This window comes from Halomonas sp. AOP12-B1-6 (assembly GCF_052379225.1).
GTDB classification, from domain to species: Bacteria; Pseudomonadota; Gammaproteobacteria; order Pseudomonadales; family Halomonadaceae; genus Vreelandella; species Vreelandella casei.
Map to the genome: position 1 here is coordinate 325,505 of NZ_JBQSYK010000004.1, position 16,973 is coordinate 342,477.

The following is a 16,973-nucleotide window of genomic DNA, read 5'->3' on the forward strand; positions in this document are numbered from 1 at the left end:
AATGGCCTTACTATCGTCACGCTTATCACCTATTACTCGCCGCCGCCTGGCCGCGTTTAAAGCCAATCGCCGTGCCCGCATTTCCCTTTGGCTATTTGGCGCGCTATTTATTGTCAGCCTGTTTGCAGAGCTTATTGCTAACGACAAGCCCATTGTCATGCACTACGAAGGCCAGTGGTACGTTCCCTTGCTGGTGGACTACCCGGAAACCGAATTTGGTGGTTTTCTGCCTACACGCACCGACTATCTAGATCCCTTCATTCAGCAGCAAATTGATGACCACGGCTGGGCGCTGTGGCCGGCGAACCCTTTCTCTTATCAAACGCTTGATATGTATATGACGCAGCCCTCGCCTGCACCGCCGGACCGCCGCCATCTGCTGGGAACTGATGATCAAGGCCGCGATGTATTAGCACGCGTGATCTATGGGTTTCGCCTTTCCGTTGCGTTTGCGCTAGTGCTCACCGCAGGGTCACTCATCATTGGCGTTTTTGCGGGCGGTGTGCAGGGCTACTTTGGCGGTAAAGTGGATCTAATCGGCCAGCGCGTGACTGAAATTTGGTCAGGCTTACCGGTATTATTCTTACTGATTATTTTAGCCAGCTTTGTTCAGCCAGGTTTCTGGTGGCTGCTAGGGATTATGCTGCTGTTTTCATGGCTAGGCTTAGTGGATATTGTCCGCGCCGAATTCCTGCGGGCGCGCAATCTGGAGTACGTGCGCTCAGCGAAAGCAATGGGGCTCCCATCACGCTTAATCATGTGGCGCCACGTGCTACCTAACGCGATGGTCGCGACGCTTACCTTTATTCCTTTTTTATTCACCGGCGCCATCGGCACCCTGACAGCCTTGGATTTCCTTGGATTTGGCCTCCCGCCGGGCGCCCCTTCATTGGGCGAGCTGGCGGCACAGGGTAAAAATAACCTGCATGCCCCTTGGCTGGGCATTACCGCATTTATGACGCTAGCAGTAATGCTTTCGCTGTTGGTATTTATTGGCGAAGGCCTACGTGATGCGTTTGACCCTCGTCACGTGCAGCAGTCCCAGCGCCCAGCAGGTCCTAGCAAAGAGACTCAACATGTCTAATAACCCGCTCCTGCGCCTTGAAAATATAGACGTCGCTTTCGATGGCCACCAAGTCGTCCACTCGCTGTCGCTCACCCTCAACGCGGGGGAAACCCTGGCTATCGTTGGCGAATCTGGTTCGGGTAAATCGGTCTCTGCGCTAGGCATCGCTAATTTACTGCCCAACAATGCCACTATTCAAGGCGAGCGCTGGCTGGGAGAGACGAATCTTGCCAACTTAACGCCCAGACAGTGGAACGGCATTCGCGGCAATCAGGTCGGGTTTATCTTTCAAGAACCCATGACCTCGCTTAATCCTCTTCATCGCGTTGGCAAGCAGATCGGAGAAGCTCTGCGCCTACATCAAGGTCTCAGCGGCCAAGCGGCACGTCAGCGTAGCAAAGTGCTGCTTGAGCAAGTAAAACTACCGCGCCCGGACGAGTTGCTTGATGCTTGGCCCCATCAGCTTTCAGGCGGACAGCGTCAGCGCGTGATGATTGCCATGGCGATTGCTAACAATCCATTACTGCTGATAGCCGACGAGCCCACCACCGCCCTGGATGTGACGGTGCAGCAAGAGATCCTTGCTTTGCTGCGCGAACTACGCGATCACCACGGAATGGGCATGCTGTTTATCAGCCATGACCTAAACCTGGTACGCCGCCATGCTGATCGCATCTGCGTGATGTATCAGGGGCGTATACAAGAAATAGGGTCAGTTGAGCAGGTCTTTGAGCACCCACAAAGCGATTATACCAAAGCGCTGCTGGCCGCCGAGCCAGAAGGTCGGCCGCAGGCCATTAAACACGCGGCCCCAGTACTTACTGCCCGTAAGCTAAGTGTCAGTTTTAAGCGCGCTAAAACGGGCTTGTTTAAACCGCAGCGCCCTGATTTTGTGGCCGTTCATCCGATTGACTTTTATATCGCACCAGGCGAAACCTTAGGTATTGTGGGTGAGTCGGGTTCAGGTAAAACCACGCTGGCATCAGCGGTCATGCGTCTGGTTGCGAGCCAAGGCGAGGTCATCCTTGGCAACGATAAATTAAGCAGCCTAACCGGCAACGCATTGCGGCGTCATCGCCACCGTCTGCAGATGGTGTTCCAAGATCCTTATGGCGCGCTCTCCCCAAGGATGCCGGTGTTTGACATCGTAAGTGAGGGGCTGCGCTTTCACTATCCTCACCTGACTGATGCAGAGGTCAATCAGCGGGTTAATCAGACCCTGCGTGAGGTGGGATTACCGGAAAGCTGCGCTGCTCGTTATCCACATGAATTTTCCGGCGGCCAGCGCCAGCGCATTGCAGTGGCCAGAGCAATCATTTTAGAGCCAGAGCTTCTAGTGCTTGATGAGCCAACCTCAGCATTAGACCGAACCGTTCAAAAGCAGCTAGTGACGCTGCTGCGCGACCTTCAAGCTCGCCGCCAGTTAAGCTATCTATTTATTAGCCACGATTTAGCCGTTATTCGTGCCATGGCTCATCGCATCATGGTGCTTAAAGATGGTGAAGTGGTTGAGCAAGGTGATTGCCTGGATGTACTTGTATCCCCACAGCATTCTTATACTCAGGCACTGATTTCAGCGGCTCACTTAACAAGCTAGGGGACTTATTATCCGAAATCGCGCGACGTTAAGCGGGTAGCTCTAACGCTAGAAGCCATACCTTTTCGCCTGCGGGCACGTTTTTGTTAATTTCATTGTTATACGAGATAACGGTATAAATCATCTACTCAAGTATCACTGCATTAGCCCTAAGCATAACAAAGCCGCGCCCCTAACAAGGGAAGCGGCTTAAACTATTTCGGCATTTAAAATTTGAAGTCACACCAGCAAGTAAAAGCCTCTACTTAGAAGCTGGCAATTTCGGCTTCGGTTAATTCACGCCATTCGCCTGGGGCCAGATTCTCATCCAATGCAACATCACCGATCGAACTACGATGCAGCGAATTCACGTGATTGCCTAATGCAGCAAACATACGCTTTACCTGGTGGTAGCGCCCTTCCGTAATGGTGAGTTCTGCCTGAGTGGGCGAAAGGAGTCGTAACACAGCGGGCTGGGTCAGCGTTTCCTCACCATCAAGCATTAAGCCATCAGCAACTTGATTAATCGCCCAATCCGCGGCTGAGCCTTCCATCGGCTCAGCTAGCTCAGCGATATACACTTTGCCACAGCGGTGGCGTGGTGACGTAACGCGGTGCGACCAGTGACCGTCATCGGTTAATAGCAGCAAGCCGGTGGTATCTACATCCAAGCGCCCTACTGGCTGCAAGCGCTCGGCTTTGGGTAGATCTATCAAGTCGATCACCCTTGGATAGAGCCCACGGCGGGCGTTACATTCAACGTCCACTGGCTTATGCAGCATAATATAGCGAATGCCAACGAGCGCCAGCCGTTCGCCGTTGAGTACGACGACATCGTTATCCGTATCAATCTGGGTCGCCGACTGTTTAATGGGCTCACCGTTCAAGGTGACTTCACCGTTTTTCAGTGCCCGCTTGGCTAGGCTACGGGTTAACGGAGAGGTTTCACTTAAAAATCGATCAAGGCGCATCATTGACCCACTCCTGACAGCAGCTCAAAACGATCGGCATCTTGCCAAGCAGGGAATTTTTCACGAAAAGCATCAAGGGCAGTTTTATCCAACGTGCCCGTTTCTATAAACGGGGTATGGGCGGGGTGATCAATTAGCGGTTCGCCTTTGAAGTCGACCAATAAGGAATCGCCGCTGTAGGCAAGCCCCTTAGCATCTTCTCCAACGCGATTAACACCAATGACATAGCTTAAGTTTTCTACCGCCCGGGCTTGCAGCAGCGTACGCCAAGGGTGGCGTCGCGGTGCTGGCCAGTTAGCGACACAGAGAAGGGCATCATACTCGAAATGCTCCCCTTCTGCTGGCTGCTGCCTCATCCAAACCGGAAAGCGCAAATCGTAGCAGACACTTAGCAGCAGTTTAAAACCCTTTAGCTTAACGATATTGCGCTCTACTCCCATGCCATAGCGCTCATGCTCGCCGGCCATACGAAATAGATGACGCTTATCGTAATAAGTGATTTCACCGTCAGGTGTCGCCCAAATTAAACGGTTAAAAAATGCCCCCTGCTCTTCAATCGCTACGCTGCCAGTCATCACACACTGGCGAGTTTTCGCTTGCGCCTGAAGCCAGGCAATGCTGGTGCTTTCCGCCATTGGCTGGGCCATTTCACGCGAGTTCATGGTAAAACCGGTGGCAAACATTTCCGGCAAGACAATTAGATCCGTATCGCGGCTGTCCAGCTCACCCAATAACTGTTCAAGATGTGCATGATTTGCCTGAGGATCCTCCCAACGCAAATCGCACTGCACTAAACTGGTTCGTAGTTCGCTCATTCAACACCTCCATTGCCAGTGTTATTTCAAAGTTTATGCTAGATTAGCATCTTTAAATAATGAGGCTGCCATGCTTCCCACATCAACACGCGATCCTGAAGCAGTCAAAGGCGTTATGTTTGGGCTCACCGCCTATGTAATGTGGGGATGTTTCCCATTATTTTTTGCCTTGTTTGACGGTGTTCCCGCCTTTGAAATATTAATTCATCGCATCATTTGGGCGTGCTTGTTTTTAGTCGGCCTCATCACCGTATTACGTCGCTGGTCCCCGGTTGTCGCCGCGCTTAGCGAGCCTAAACGCTTGGGCCGCGTGTTGGCCTGCGCGCTATTGATTGCCTTTAACTGGGGAATTTATATATATGCAGTGGAATCCAAGCAGGTACTGCAGGCAAGCTTGGGCTACTTTCTGACACCTCTAGTTAACGTTGCGCTAGGTGTTTTAGTGCTGCGAGAAGTGATGGCTAAACTGCAGCTGGTCGCGCTGGGCTTGGCCAGTGCAGCGATTGCCACGCAGTTCATGGTGATTGGCGAACTGCCTTGGATTAGCCTGATGCTGGCACTCAGTTTCGGTAGCTACGGGCTGTTTCGCAAACAGGTGCCGCTGGACGGTTTATCGGGGCTGTTTGTCGAGACGTTGCTGCTCTTCCCTCTGGCACTTATCGCATTAACGTGGCTTAGCTGGAACGGCAGCTCACATTTTTTACAAAATGCCTCATCTACCAGCTTGCTCATTGCCAGCGGGGCTTTGACCGCTCTTCCCTTAATGGCTTTTGCTGGCGCCGCACGCCGGCTTCGTTTGGCGACGCTGGGCTTTCTAATGTATATCAATCCCAGCATCCAATTTCTGATTGCCTTAACCGTATTCGGTGAGCCCCTAGGCGTTATCCAACTTGTGACCTTTGTGCTTATCTGGATAGGGCTCGCGCTTTATTCATGGTCTGCATGGCAATCCCGCCCGGGTAATATGGCGGCTAGTTAAAACCATTGCATATAAGCGCTGCAACAAAATGAAATATCACTTACCCTTAATCTTCTGCCCCATCTACAACGCCTGGAATCCATGCTAAAGCGCTATTTGCCCATTCTGACGTGGCTCCCTCATTATCATAAGCGACTACTGGGGGCCGACGTGTTAGCGGGGTTGATCGTCACCGTGATGGTCATTCCTCAATCGCTCGCCTATGCGCTATTAGCAGGGCTACCTGCCGTCGTTGGTCTTTACGCCAGTATTCTCCCGCAGCTCATCTATACCCTATTTGGTACCAGCAAAACGCTTGCGGTTGGGCCGGTTGCTATCATCGCGCTAATGACCGGTGCGGCACTCTCTTCGGTGGCGGCAACGGGCACGGAAACGTATTTACAGGCAGCGCTGATACTGTCATTGCTCTCAGGCGGCATGTTGATGGTGATGGGTCTGCTGAAGATGGGCTTTTTCAGTAACTTTCTTAGTCATCCGGTCATTTCGGGTTTTTTAACCGCTTCCGGCATTTTGATTGCGGTAAGCCAGCTGGGCAGCTTATTAGGTGTTGAAAGTAGCGGCTTCACGCTGGTTGAGCGCCTATTTACGTTAGTACCTAACCTAGCCACTTACAATTTATCTACCTTACTGATTGGTAGTGGCACCTTGATTTTTTTGATTACGATGCGCCTGCGCGGTAAAGCCACACTACATAAAGTAGGTTTCCCCCTTTTCCTGGCAGATCTTTGCGCCAAAGCTGGGCCGGTATTTGCAGTAGTGATTACTACCTTAATAACCTGGCACTGGCAATTAGCCGGCGCGGGCGTGGCGGTGGTGGGCGATATTCCTAATGGGCTGCCCGCACTTAGCTTCCCCTGGGGCGACTATTCACTTTGGCAGTCGCTGTTAATTCCAGCGCTGCTGATTAGCTTAGTGGGTTTTGTTGAATCGGTATCGATGGGGCAAATGTTGGCGGCTAAGCGGCGTCAGCGCATTTCACCTAACCAAGAGTTAGTCGGCTTAGGTGCCTGCAATCTTGCTGCAGGTTTTACAAGCGGCATGCCGGTTACCGGCGGCCTATCACGAACAGTCATTAACTACGATGCAGGCGCGCAAACACCCGCAGCGGGCGCCTTTGCAGCGCTAGGCATTGCATTAGTAACGATGTCGTTTACCGGCTGGCTCTATCATTTACCTATTGCGACCCTGGCGGCGACGATTACCGTCTCGATTTTAACCCTCGTCGATATTCCCATGCTGCGCCAGACTTGGCGCTACTCACGTAGCGACTTTGCCGCCATGGCAGTCACCATTGTGCTCACGCTGGGTGAAGGCGTCGAAGCAGGCATCATTAGTGGCGTCACGCTCTCAATTGCGCTGTTTTTATATCGTACCAGTCGCCCGCACAGCGCTTTGGTGGGCCGAGTGCCGGGGACCGAGCACTTTAGAAATACCGCACGCCATGATGTAGAAACAGCTAGCAATGCAGCCCTGCTGCGAATAGATGAGAGCCTTTATTTTGCCAATGCCCGCTATTTGGAAGATACCGTTTATAACCTAGTGGCTAGCCATCCTGAGCTTGAACACGTGGTATTGATCTGTTCAGCGGTTAATTTGATCGATGCGTCGGCGCTAGAAAGCCTGGACGCTATTAACGCGCGCTTAAAAGACTCTGACGTAAAACTGCATTTATCTGAAGTGAAAGGGCCTGTCATGGACCAGCTCAAAAAAAGTGACTTTTTAGAGGCGCTTACTGGCCGCGTTTTTTTGAGCACCTACGCTGCCTGGCGTGAATTCTCCTAATTTTCCCAAAACAAAAGCGTTATTCAAAGCACGTCTCTGAAAGCTATTTCATTGAAAGCTATGTCATTCAGAAACCAGGCCATCGCCTGGTTTTTTTATATCTGTCTGTTAAGCGCTAGATCAGTTCACCAGAACGTCATTGACAGCAGCCTAGCGGCTTCTCTACTATCAGCCGACCACTTAGCAAAACACAATACCGCACAGCAAAACACGAAGTAACAAAACGTAACCACTGCCGTCATCACAACACAATAAAGGAGCATTCCAATGCATCCATTTGCTCATCGCCTACTCCTCGCTGCATTACCTTTATCACTACTGGGCGCAGCGGTAAGCCATGCCAGTGAAGTTGAGCTTCCCAGCACCATGGCTTGGACTGCCTATGGCACCAACTCCAGCGGCTACGCGCAAGCCGTCGCTATCGGCAATATGCTGCAGAATAAATATGACTCATCGGTACGTATCCTGCCTGGTGATAACGACGTATCTCGCATGACACCTCTTAAACAGGGGCGCGTTGACCTTTGCGCCTGTGGCATCGCCAGCTATTACGGCGCTGAAGGCGTGATGATGTTTGCCGACCGCGATTGGGGTCCTCAGCCGCTGCGTATCATCACCACCTCAACAGCGTCTTTTGGGCTTTCCCTTGCGGTGGCCGGTGATTTAGACGTCGAAACACCAGCTGATTTGGCAGGCAAGCGCATCGCTTATATCCGTGGTGATGACGCCTTAAATAAAGGCACAGAAGCTTATTTGGCCTTCGGTGGTCTTACCTGGGATGACGTCGAGCGTGTTGACTACCCAGGCTACGGCCGCTCATTTGACGGCATTATCGCCGGCGATGTGGACGCCTCATTTACCACCACGGTGACGCCGCCAGCACAGCAGCTTGCCAGCAGCCCCCGCGGTATCAGTTGGCCGGTGTTAGATCCCAACGATGCAGCAGGCTGGGAGCGCATGGCAGAAGTCGCACCCTATTTCCGCCCTCATGAAGTGACCTCTGGCGCTGGCGACATTAGCGTCGACAATCCGCTGCCCAGCGCAAGCTACCCTTATCCAATCGTGGTTGCCAATCAAGACCTGGATGACAAAGTCGCCTATGGATTGATTAAGGCCCTTCAGGAAAATTTTGATGACTACAAAGACAATGCGCCTGGCGCTTTGGGCTATGCCTTAGAGTCGCAAGATCTTCAATGGGTAGTGCCGTTCCACGATGCCGTGGTGGAGTATTACAAAGAAATCGATGTATGGACGGATGAAATGCAGGCCCATCAAGACGAATTAGTAGAGCGCCAAAACGTTCTATTAATGGCCTGGGAAAGCTTTATGGAAGATGCGCCCAGCGATGATGCTGATATGTTTACGGCTGATTGGATGCAGGCTCGCGCCAGCGCATTAAATGATGCGGGCTTCGAACCAATCTTTGAGTAAAACGCCACGGGGCGGCACTGGCCGCCCTTTGCTGATCGACGGATCTTTCCATAACCACAGATACCTCGCCATGACTACAGATACCGCACCTGCGAATACTCAGCAGGTTAAAGAAAAGATCAGCCAAATTCGCCAGCTCCCCACCGCGCTGCGGTGGGTTCCCGCCTCTGTTACCGTCATTTTAATGCTGATGACGTTGGATTATCTTTTTAACTTAGGCTTATTTACTTTTGTCACCGGTCTTGAAACTCAATTCTATTACGCCGTTGTTGCACTACTACTTCCACTGGTCTTTTTACTTTGGCCGATGCGCAGCAGCCAGCAAGAGCAGCCAATCCCCTGGTACGACTATCTTTTAAGCGCAAGCACGCTGATCGTGGGCGGCTACTTTGTGTATAACGCGGTGCCTATTTTAGAGCGTGGCTGGGCATTCGCCGCGCCTGATATGGCCATCTATGCAAGCTACGCTTACTGGCTATTAATCGTTGAAGCCTCTCGCCGGGCGGGTGGTTTACCGATCGCGATTATCGCCGGCGTGTTCTCACTTTATCCCTTAGTAGCTGATATCGTCCCCGGCCCCATTCAAGCCTTTCCCTCGACGCTAGAACAAACGGCCATGTATCACACCATGAGCACCGAAAGCATCATGGGTGTACCGCTTCAAGCCTTTGCGGGCCTGGTGATTGGCTTTTTAGTGTTTGGCGTAGTGTTACAAAAAAGTGGTGGCGGCAAGTTTTTCATCAACCTTGCCTTTGCCCTGCTCGGCCACGTGCGCGGCGGCCCTGCCAAAGTCGCCATTTTTTCAAGCGGCCTGATGGGTTCTATGAGCGGTAGCGTTATTAGCAACGTGCTTACCACCGGGGTGTTATCAATTCCCGCCATGCGCCGCATTGGTATGAGCCGCTCATTTGCAGGCGGCGTCGAAGCCTGTGCCTCCACGGGCGGTGTATTAATGCCCCCGGTGATGGGCGCCACCGCGTTTGTAATGGCCATGTTTCTCGATATTCCCTATTCGGCCGTTGCACTAGCCGCGGTAATACCCTCGGTGCTTTATTTTTTAGGCCTGTTTATTCAAATTGATGCCTACGCCGCGCGCCACGATATTAAAGGTCTGCCTGCCATAGAATTGCCCTCACTTAAGCAAACGCTGAAAGAAGGCTGGTACTTTATTTTCGTCTTCGCCTTGCTGGTATGGATGCTGCTGATTATGCAGCGCGAAGCCGTCGCACCGTTTTACGCTACTGCCCTTTTGTTAGTACTCAATCAGCTTTCTAAGCACAACCGCTGGGGCTGGAAAGACGTAGCAGACACGCTGACATCCGCCGCTAAGCTATTTGCCGAACTAATCGCCATTTTAGCCGGTGTGGGTATGCTGGTCGGTGCGCTTTCGATGACCGGCCTTTCAGGCACGATTGCTAACGACTTTATCAACATTGCCGGTGGCAGCGTCCCACTACTGTTAATCATGGGCGCAGTGACCAGCTTTGTACTCGGTATTGGCATGACGGTGACCGCTGCATACATCTTCCTAGCGGTAGCGCTGGCACCTGCCTTGATCCAAGGCGGCGGTCTGGATCCGATGGCCGTTCACATGTTCATCCTTTACTGGGGCATGCTGAGCTTTATCACCCCGCCGGTAGCGCTGGGCGCGTTTGCTGCAGCCACCGTCGCCGGCGCGCGGCCGATGGCTACTGGTCTACAAGCAATGCGTTTGGGTAGCGTGATTTACTTTATCCCGTTCCTGTTCGTACTTAACCCGGCGCTGATTATGCAGGGCGCGCCGCTAATGATTGTGGTGGTATTTGTGCAGGCGGTGATTGGCATCATTTTGTTTGCCTCTGCGATGCAGGGCTATTTGATGGGCGTTGGTCGATTGGGCTATGGCGCATTTCAGGAGATCATTATTCGCAGCCTGGTATTGATCTCCGGCCTGCTGCTAGCACTACCCGGCGGCGGCATGGTGCCACTTAGCCAGTGGGAACTGATTGCTCTGGCGGCAGCGGCTCTTGTGCCCGGCGTATTGCTGGCACGGCTGAGTCAGCGCCACCATCAGCAGTCACTTAGCACACCTGCCATATAGTATTGGCATCGACAACATACGTTAAATGACCCTATTGAATAGATCATTATTCATGTCATCAAATACAGTACGGGAGCCAACCATGTCTGTTCATTATCAGCGCCACGGCGATATTGGCGTTATCCAAATCGACAGCCCGCCGGTTAATGCCCTAGGTCATGCGGTGCGCAGTGGCTTAATCAATGCGCTTGAAGAAGGTATTGCCGATACACACGCGAGCGCACTGGTGCTGTTAGCCAACGGCCGTACGTTTATCGCCGGTGCGGACATTCGCGAGTTTGGTAAACCGCCCCAGGCACCGCTACTTCCCGATGTTGTTTCCCAGCTGGAAGCCTGCCCCAAACCGTTGATTGCCTCTCTGCACGGTACGGCGCTTGGCGGCGGCCTGGAAGTTGCGCTTGGGTGCCATTACCGGGTCGCGCTAACCGATACCCACGTGGGGCTACCTGAGGTAAAGCTTGGCCTACTTCCGGGCGCAGGTGGCACGCAGCGTTTGCCTCGCTTGGTGGGTGTCGAGCGTGCACTAGAAATGATCACCAGCGGGCGCTTTGTAGGTGCTGAAGAAGCGCTTGAAGCGGGTATTATTGATGCCATTAGCGATGCTCCAACACCACTTGAAGCAGGATTAGCCGCGGCGAAAAAAGTGCTAGCCGGACAGCAGACATGTCGGATCACCGGCGAGCTTCCCCCGCCTGCGGCTAATGCCCAAGCCATAGCCGCCACGCTTGAGCATCTGAGTCAGTCATCGCCAGCGCTATTTTCGCCATTTCGCATTGTTGAAGCGATTGAAGCCTGCGTAACGGCGCAGTCGCTTCAAGACGGGCTTCGCCGTGAGCGAGAGCTATTTTTAGCCTGCATGGACTCCCCCCAGCGCGCGGGGCTTATCCATCTCTTTTTTGCCGCGCGCAGCCCGCACGTGGTGCCTGATGCTGAAAAAAACAGCGCCGCTAGCTTAAGCAGATATAACAACGTGGCGCTTCTTGGCCAGCATCCGCTGTTTGAGAGACTCAAAAAAGCCGCCCAGCGGGCCGGCATTACCCTGACAAGCAAGCCCACCAATGCAACGGAGCTGTGCTTGTTAGCACCGGGTGCGCATACAGGCGACAGCAGAGCTTTGGTTGCTGGCATCCCCGCCATAGCACTACACGAGATCGATACTCCAGCGCGTAGTGAGTCGAGGCTAAGTCTAGTTATAGTTGAAAACAGCGACATCATTGAGCTAGTCAATATTAGCGCTGAGCCACTGATCCAGCAGCAGGCAGCGCTTACCTTGAAAGCACTGCGTACCAACGTGGTGGTAAGCCAGCAGCGTAGCCTGCTTAGCGCAATGCACGATGCCATGCAGCAGGTTTCAGTTGATGACCAACAGTCAGCACTTGAAAAAATCAGCATCAGTATTGCTGAACAGGGCTACTGCTATCGCGAAAGCGATATCGATTTACTGGCCGTAGAAGCGCTGGGCTATCCACGCCACTTAGGCGGGCCACATCGCCAAGCAACGCTCGCAGCCGCGGCCAAGGGCGCACAAAAATGAATCTGACTTTTAGCCCTGAAGAACAGGTCTTTCGTACTGAGGTTCGCCGCTTTCTTAGCGATTCATTACCCGGCGATATCCGCGAGCGCGTTCGCTTAGGGCGCTATCTGCGTGCGGATGATCATCTTCGCTGGCAAAACATTCTCAGCGAACAAGGCTGGTTGGCATCGAACTGGCCAACAGAACACGGCGGCCCCGGCTGGGGTCCGGTTCAGCGGCATATTTTTGATGAAGAGTGCGCCGCTGCTCATGCACCTACCGTCGTGCCCTTTGGAGTTAACATGGTGGCGCCAGTCATCATGAAATTCGGTACCGCTGAACAGCAACAGCACTATTTGCCGCGCATTCTTAACAATCAAGACTGGTGGTGCCAGGGATATTCCGAGCCGGGCGCCGGTTCTGATTTGGCGAGTTTAACGACCCGCGCAGTGCGCGACGGCGAGCACTACATCGTTAATGGCCAAAAAACATGGACCACCCTGGGCCAGCACGCCAACATGCTGTTCTGCTTAGTGCGCACTGACTTGGCGGCTAAAAAGCAGGCGGGCATCAGCTTTCTGCTGATTGATATGCAAACCCCAGGCATCTCCGTGCGTCCGATTATAACGCTCGACGGTGCCCACGAAGTGAATGAAGTGTTTTTAGAAAATGTCCGCGTACCGGTTGAAAACCGCGTGGGTGAAGAAGGCCAAGGGTGGACCTGCGCCAAGTTTCTACTGACTCATGAGCGCACCGGTATCGCAGGGCTTGGCCACGCTAAGCAGGCCTTACGCCATTTGAAATCACTTGCTAGTCGTATTGAGCACCGTGGTAAACCGCTGCTGACGCTACCCAGCTTTCGCCAGCGGGTCGTAAAAGCCGAGCTTGAACTCATGGCGCTTGAAGTTACTAACCTGCGCGTGATTGCCGCTGCCCGCAATGGCAGTGCCCCCGGGGCGGAAAGCTCGCTGTTAAAAGTACGCGGGTCTGAGCTTCGCCAAGAGCTAAGCGAACTAACCCGCCGCGCACTTGGCCCTGCCGCCCTGCCATTTTTCCCTGAGTTTCTACATGGCGAAGCCAGCCTAGATGAAGGTTTAGCTCAACGTGCAGCCGCCAGCGCTCAGTATTTTAATCGCCGCAAGCTATCGATTTATGGCGGCGCCAACGAAATACAAAAAACGATCGTCGCTAAAACTATTTTAGACATGTGAGGAGCGCAGCATGGATTTTGCTTTAACCGATGAACAGCGCATGCTCGAAGAGACGCTCACGCGCTTAGTCGCCGACCAGGTTTCACCCGAGCAGCGCCGCACGCTGCTTACTGCAGCCGGTATGGAGACATCCGGGCTATGGCGTACGTTTGCTGAACTGGGCATTCTTCACATGCCTTTTAGCGAAGACGTTGGCGGACTAGGCGGCGATGGTACCGACCTGATGATTATCATGCAGGCGCTGGGCCGCGGGCTGGTACCCGAGCCTTATCTCGCTAGCCTGTTGCTCCCCGGTAAGCTCTTAGCGCTTACCGCGAACAGCGCGCAGCAGCTGCGCTGGTTAACACCGCTGCTAGAAGGTGAACATCAGTTGGCGCTTGCCTGGCAAGAGCATCATGCTCGTTACGATGCCTTTGCCGTTTCTACTCAGGCGATCCAACGTAACGGCCAGTGGCTATTAACGGGCAGAAAGGACGTCGTAATGAACCTTAAAGCCGCGGCGGCGACGCTGGTTACGGCACGTGTCGAGAGCGGTAAACTAGGGCTATTCATAGTCCCCGCTGGCACTGCCGGTAGCACGATGCATCACTACCGCACCATGGATGATCAGTCCGCCGGGGATTTAACGCTGGAAAACGTTACGCTAGCGCTAGACAACTGCTTGAGTGAGGACGTCAGTAACGCGCTTTCCGAGGTGTTGGCTATTGGCCGAGCGGCGCTGTGTGCCGAGGCTATCGGTGCCATGGAAACAGCCTGCGATCAGACGCTGGCCTATATTAAAGAACGAAAGCAGTTTGGCTTGCCGCTAGCAGCCTTCCAAGCATTGCAACATCGTATGGTGGATATGCATCTGCACTTAGAGCAGTCTCGCTCGATGGCTATTTTGGCAGCGACTAGCCTGACGTTACCTCCCCACGAGCGCGATTATAAAATCGCGGCGGCCAAGGCATATTGCGGCGAGTCAGCTCGTTTTATTGCCGAGCAGGCCATTCAGCTTCACGGTGCCATGGGTATGACGGATGAGTGCTATGTCTCCAACTACGCCAAGCATCTGGTCATGTTCGACCACTACCTGGGTGACAGCGACTATCATCTAGAAACGGTCAGCGAACGTTTAGAGGTCGCTTAAGGAGCATAGATGCCAAATCAAACTGACGACTTAATTCATATAAGCACTATCGAAAATGGCGTTATAGAAGTCACCATTGCGCGTCCAGAAGTGCGCAATGCGTTAAATGAACCCACCGCTCTGGCCCTTAATAACGCGCTGGCAGCAGTAGCAAAGGATGCTCAAATTCGCTGCGTGATTTTACGCGGCGAAGGAAGTTCTTTTTGCGCCGGTGCTGACCTGGCAGAGTTTGAAAAGGCAGCCTCGCAGCCAGCCAGCGAACGGCTTGAAACACTCTTTCTGCCCGCCCTGCGCTGCCTGATGACGATGGATAAACCGGTGATTGCAGCAGTCACGGGCGCCGCGGCGGGCATTGGCGTTTCCTATGTTCTCGCCAGCGACATGGTCGTTATGGGACGTTCCGCCTACCTGAAACTTGCTTTTATCAACATAGGATTGATTCCAGACGGTGGCGCCTGCTGGCATTTAGTGCGTACGCTTGGCCATGCCCAGGCGTTTGAAATGGCCGCCCTTGCCACACCCATTTCGGCTGAGCGCTGCCTGGCGCTGGGTCTGGCTAACCGGATAAGCGACGATGACCAGGTACTCGAAGAGGCTCGCCGCTTAGCGCAGATGCTAGTGGCGCAATCCCCCCAAGCCTTGAGCGCCACTAAGCGTGCACTCCGTGAAGCGGCGCAGGTCTCGCTTAATGACACCATGACCCTTGAAGGTGAACTGCAGGATCAATGCAAAGCTTCTGACGATTTTCAGGCCCGGGTGGCAGCGTTTCGTCAAAGCCGCCGCAAATGATCCAGCGCTTTCTGGTAATCATGGCGCAGCGTGGCGACTTCTTCGGCTACGCTGCGAAGAGACGTAATCGCGCCCACACCCTGCCCTGCGCCCCAAATATCCCGCCATGCCTTTGCCTTACTGCTACCGTCAGAGCCGTAGCGCATTGCGGCTTTATCGCCCTCTGGCAGCGTATCGGGATCAAGGCCTGCCAGCTCAATACTGGCGCGTAAATAGTTACCGTGTACGCCGGTAAATAGGTTGCTATAGACGATGTCTCCTGCCGCAGCATCGAGCACCATTTGCTTATAAGCCGCTTGTGCGTTGGCTTCTTGAGTGGCAATAAAGCGGGTTCCCATATACACCAAGTCCACGCCTAACGCCTGAGCAGCCGCAATCTGCTCGCCTTTAGTAATCGCGCCTGCGAGCACTAGCGGCCCATCGTAAAAACGACGCACTTCAGCTACAAAGGCAAAAGGATTGAGTCGCCCTGCATGGCCACCAGCGCCGTGGCATACCAAAATCAAGCCGTCGACACCAGCATCAATGGCTTTTTGAGCGTGTCGCAGGGTAGTCACATCGTGGAAAACCAGACCGCCGTACGCATGCACCTGTTCAACTACTCGATTAGGCGCATGAAGACTAGTAATAACCAGCGGCACCTTAAACTCGGCGCATAGCGCTATGTCGTGCTCCAGACGATCATTAGTGGGATGGACGATTTGATTAACGGCAAACGGCGCCGACGGGCTTTCCGGATGCTGCTTGTCATAGTCAGCTAAGCTCTGCGTAATATGGCTCAACCACTCTCGGAGTACGTCGGCTGGGCGCGCATTGAGCGTAGGGAACGCGCCGACAATACCTGCCTGGCACTGAGCAATGACCAGCTCTGGCCCTGAAACGATAAACATCGGGGAGCCGATGACCGGCAGAATTAACGAAGCGGTTAGACGCGATAGCATGGAACGGCTCACTGGTTATTATTTTAAGAGGTATCAATAGCGCAAAAAAGGCCCCTCGCAGGGGCCCTAATCTATGATTCGAACGCTTACAGCTTGCTTTCAAGCTCAGGCAGGATCTCGAACAGGTCACCAACCAGGCCGTAATCGGCCACTTGGAAGATCGGCGCTTCGTCATCTTTGTTGATCGCGACGATCACTTTAGAGTCTTTCATGCCCGCCAGGTGCTGAATCGCGCCAGAAATACCCACGGCAATGTACAAGTCCGGCGCGACGATCTTGCCCGTTTGCCCGACCTGCATGTCGTTAGGCACAAAGCCTGCGTCTACCGCGGCGCGAGATGCGCCAATGGCCGCGCCCAGCTTATCGGCAATGCCGTCGAGCAGCTTGAAGTTTTCGCCGTTGCCCATGCCGCGACCGCCGGAGATCACCACCTTGGCGCCGCCTAGCTCGGGCCGGTCTGACTGGGCCAGCGCTTCTTTGACAAAGCGGGACTGGCTGTTTTCAACCACGACGTCGACCGCTTCTACCGGGGCGTTATTACCTTCGCCCACGGCATCAAAGCCGGTGGTGCGCACGGTGATAACTTTCAGCGCATCGTCACTTTTCACCGTGGCAATCGCATTGCCGGCATAAATCGGGCGCTTGAAGGTGTCAGCGCTTTCGACGGCGATAATGTCAGAAAGCTGGCTG

14 protein-coding genes are annotated in these 16,973 nt (G+C 53.6%); 10 read left to right on the top strand and 4 right to left on the bottom strand.

From position 1 onward, the window contains the following. Position 1 precedes the first annotated feature (1 nt). Positions 2–1,084: an ABC transporter permease gene (locus ACT3TR_RS14150; RefSeq protein ID WP_444625411.1), complete on the top strand. Its 1,083-nt coding sequence runs from the start codon at positions 2–4 to the stop codon at positions 1,082–1,084. Beyond that, complete coding sequence (locus ACT3TR_RS14155; protein WP_441686745.1) at positions 1,077–2,663, top strand: ABC transporter ATP-binding protein; 1,587 nt, start codon at positions 1,077–1,079, stop codon at positions 2,661–2,663. The genes ACT3TR_RS14150 and ACT3TR_RS14155 overlap by 8 nt, the downstream gene beginning before the upstream one ends. 245 nt (positions 2,664–2,908) lie before the next feature. Here the strand turns inward: ACT3TR_RS14155 and ACT3TR_RS14160 are convergent, their stop codons facing one another. Further along, entirely contained in the window at positions 2,909–3,613 is a 705-nt protein-coding gene (locus ACT3TR_RS14160) for a pseudouridine synthase (protein WP_096282354.1), read from the bottom strand. Further along, positions 3,613–4,428 (bottom strand): amidohydrolase, encoded by an 816-nt coding sequence (locus tag ACT3TR_RS14165; protein WP_444625410.1) that lies wholly within the window; start codon positions 4,426–4,428, stop codon positions 3,613–3,615. The genes ACT3TR_RS14160 and ACT3TR_RS14165 overlap by 1 nt, the downstream gene beginning before the upstream one ends. Before the next feature lie 70 nt (positions 4,429–4,498). Here ACT3TR_RS14165 and rarD point away from each other — a divergent pair, with 70 nt between their 5' ends. From rarD to ACT3TR_RS14205, 8 genes are all read left to right on the top strand, one after another. Continuing rightward, on the top strand, positions 4,499–5,407 hold the full coding sequence (gene rarD / locus ACT3TR_RS14170; RefSeq protein ID WP_096279928.1) for an EamA family transporter RarD: 909 nt from the start codon (positions 4,499–4,501) through the stop codon (positions 5,405–5,407). A gap of 81 nt (positions 5,408–5,488) precedes the next feature. After that, entirely contained in the window at positions 5,489–7,189 is a 1,701-nt protein-coding gene (locus ACT3TR_RS14175; RefSeq protein WP_096279926.1) for a SulP family inorganic anion transporter, read from the top strand. A 267-nt stretch (positions 7,190–7,456) separates the two neighbouring features. Next, positions 7,457–8,620, top strand: coding sequence for a TAXI family TRAP transporter solute-binding subunit (locus tag ACT3TR_RS14180; protein WP_444625409.1), 1,164 nt, complete (start codon positions 7,457–7,459; stop codon positions 8,618–8,620). Between the two features lie 70 nt (positions 8,621–8,690). Beyond that, positions 8,691–10,700: a TRAP transporter permease gene (locus tag ACT3TR_RS14185; RefSeq protein ID WP_444625408.1), complete on the top strand. Its 2,010-nt coding sequence runs from the start codon at positions 8,691–8,693 to the stop codon at positions 10,698–10,700. An 82-nt stretch (positions 10,701–10,782) separates the two neighbouring features. Continuing rightward, positions 10,783–12,234, top strand: coding sequence for an enoyl-CoA hydratase/isomerase family protein (locus tag ACT3TR_RS14190; protein ID WP_444625407.1), 1,452 nt, complete (start codon positions 10,783–10,785; stop codon positions 12,232–12,234). Continuing rightward, positions 12,231–13,424 (top strand): acyl-CoA dehydrogenase family protein, encoded by a 1,194-nt coding sequence (locus tag ACT3TR_RS14195; protein ID WP_444625406.1) that lies wholly within the window; start codon positions 12,231–12,233, stop codon positions 13,422–13,424. The genes ACT3TR_RS14190 and ACT3TR_RS14195 overlap by 4 nt, the downstream gene beginning before the upstream one ends. A gap of 10 nt (positions 13,425–13,434) precedes the next feature. Next, positions 13,435–14,553 (top strand): acyl-CoA dehydrogenase family protein, encoded by a 1,119-nt coding sequence (locus tag ACT3TR_RS14200; protein WP_444625405.1) that lies wholly within the window; start codon positions 13,435–13,437, stop codon positions 14,551–14,553. Positions 14,554–14,562: 9 nt separating this feature from the next. Then, positions 14,563–15,342 (top strand): enoyl-CoA hydratase/isomerase family protein, encoded by a 780-nt coding sequence (locus tag ACT3TR_RS14205; protein ID WP_444625404.1) that lies wholly within the window; start codon positions 14,563–14,565, stop codon positions 15,340–15,342. On the opposite strand, the gene ACT3TR_RS14210 is transcribed toward ACT3TR_RS14205, so the two are convergent. Both ACT3TR_RS14210 and ACT3TR_RS14215 read right to left on the bottom strand, forming a co-directional pair. After that, positions 15,324–16,283 carry an NAD(P)H-dependent flavin oxidoreductase gene (locus ACT3TR_RS14210; protein ID WP_444625403.1) on the bottom strand — a complete coding sequence of 320 codons (960 nt, stop codon included), beginning with the start codon at positions 16,281–16,283 and terminating at the stop codon, positions 15,324–15,326. The two genes, ACT3TR_RS14205 and ACT3TR_RS14210, sit on opposite strands and share 19 nt — an antisense overlap. 86 nt (positions 16,284–16,369) lie before the next feature. Beyond that, the coding region (locus ACT3TR_RS14215) for an electron transfer flavoprotein subunit alpha/FixB family protein (protein ID WP_444625402.1) at positions 16,370–16,973 on the bottom strand (604 nt) is incomplete at its 5' end.

Bases quoted from the DNA above. Each gene is read 5' to 3' on its own strand.
- ACT3TR_RS14150 (WP_444625411.1), top strand. From the start codon at position 2: ATGGCCTTACTATCGTCACGCTTATCACCTATTACTCGCCGCCGCCTG.
- ACT3TR_RS14155 (WP_441686745.1), top strand. From the start codon at position 1,077: ATGTCTAATAACCCGCTCCTGCGCCTTGAAAATATAGACGTCGCTTTC.
- ACT3TR_RS14160 (WP_096282354.1), bottom strand. From the start codon at position 3,613: ATGCGCCTTGATCGATTTTTAAGTGAAACCTCTCCGTTAACCCGTAGC.
- ACT3TR_RS14165 (WP_444625410.1), bottom strand. From the start codon at position 4,428: ATGAGCGAACTACGAACCAGTTTAGTGCAGTGCGATTTGCGTTGGGAG.
- rarD (WP_096279928.1), top strand. From the start codon at position 4,499: ATGCTTCCCACATCAACACGCGATCCTGAAGCAGTCAAAGGCGTTATG.
- ACT3TR_RS14175 (WP_096279926.1), top strand. From the start codon at position 5,489: ATGCTAAAGCGCTATTTGCCCATTCTGACGTGGCTCCCTCATTATCAT.
- ACT3TR_RS14180 (WP_444625409.1), top strand. From the start codon at position 7,457: ATGCATCCATTTGCTCATCGCCTACTCCTCGCTGCATTACCTTTATCA.
- ACT3TR_RS14185 (WP_444625408.1), top strand. From the start codon at position 8,691: ATGACTACAGATACCGCACCTGCGAATACTCAGCAGGTTAAAGAAAAG.
- ACT3TR_RS14190 (WP_444625407.1), top strand. From the start codon at position 10,783: ATGTCTGTTCATTATCAGCGCCACGGCGATATTGGCGTTATCCAAATC.
- ACT3TR_RS14195 (WP_444625406.1), top strand. From the start codon at position 12,231: ATGAATCTGACTTTTAGCCCTGAAGAACAGGTCTTTCGTACTGAGGTT.
- ACT3TR_RS14200 (WP_444625405.1), top strand. From the start codon at position 13,435: ATGGATTTTGCTTTAACCGATGAACAGCGCATGCTCGAAGAGACGCTC.
- ACT3TR_RS14205 (WP_444625404.1), top strand. From the start codon at position 14,563: ATGCCAAATCAAACTGACGACTTAATTCATATAAGCACTATCGAAAAT.
- ACT3TR_RS14210 (WP_444625403.1), bottom strand. From the start codon at position 16,283: ATGCTATCGCGTCTAACCGCTTCGTTAATTCTGCCGGTCATCGGCTCC.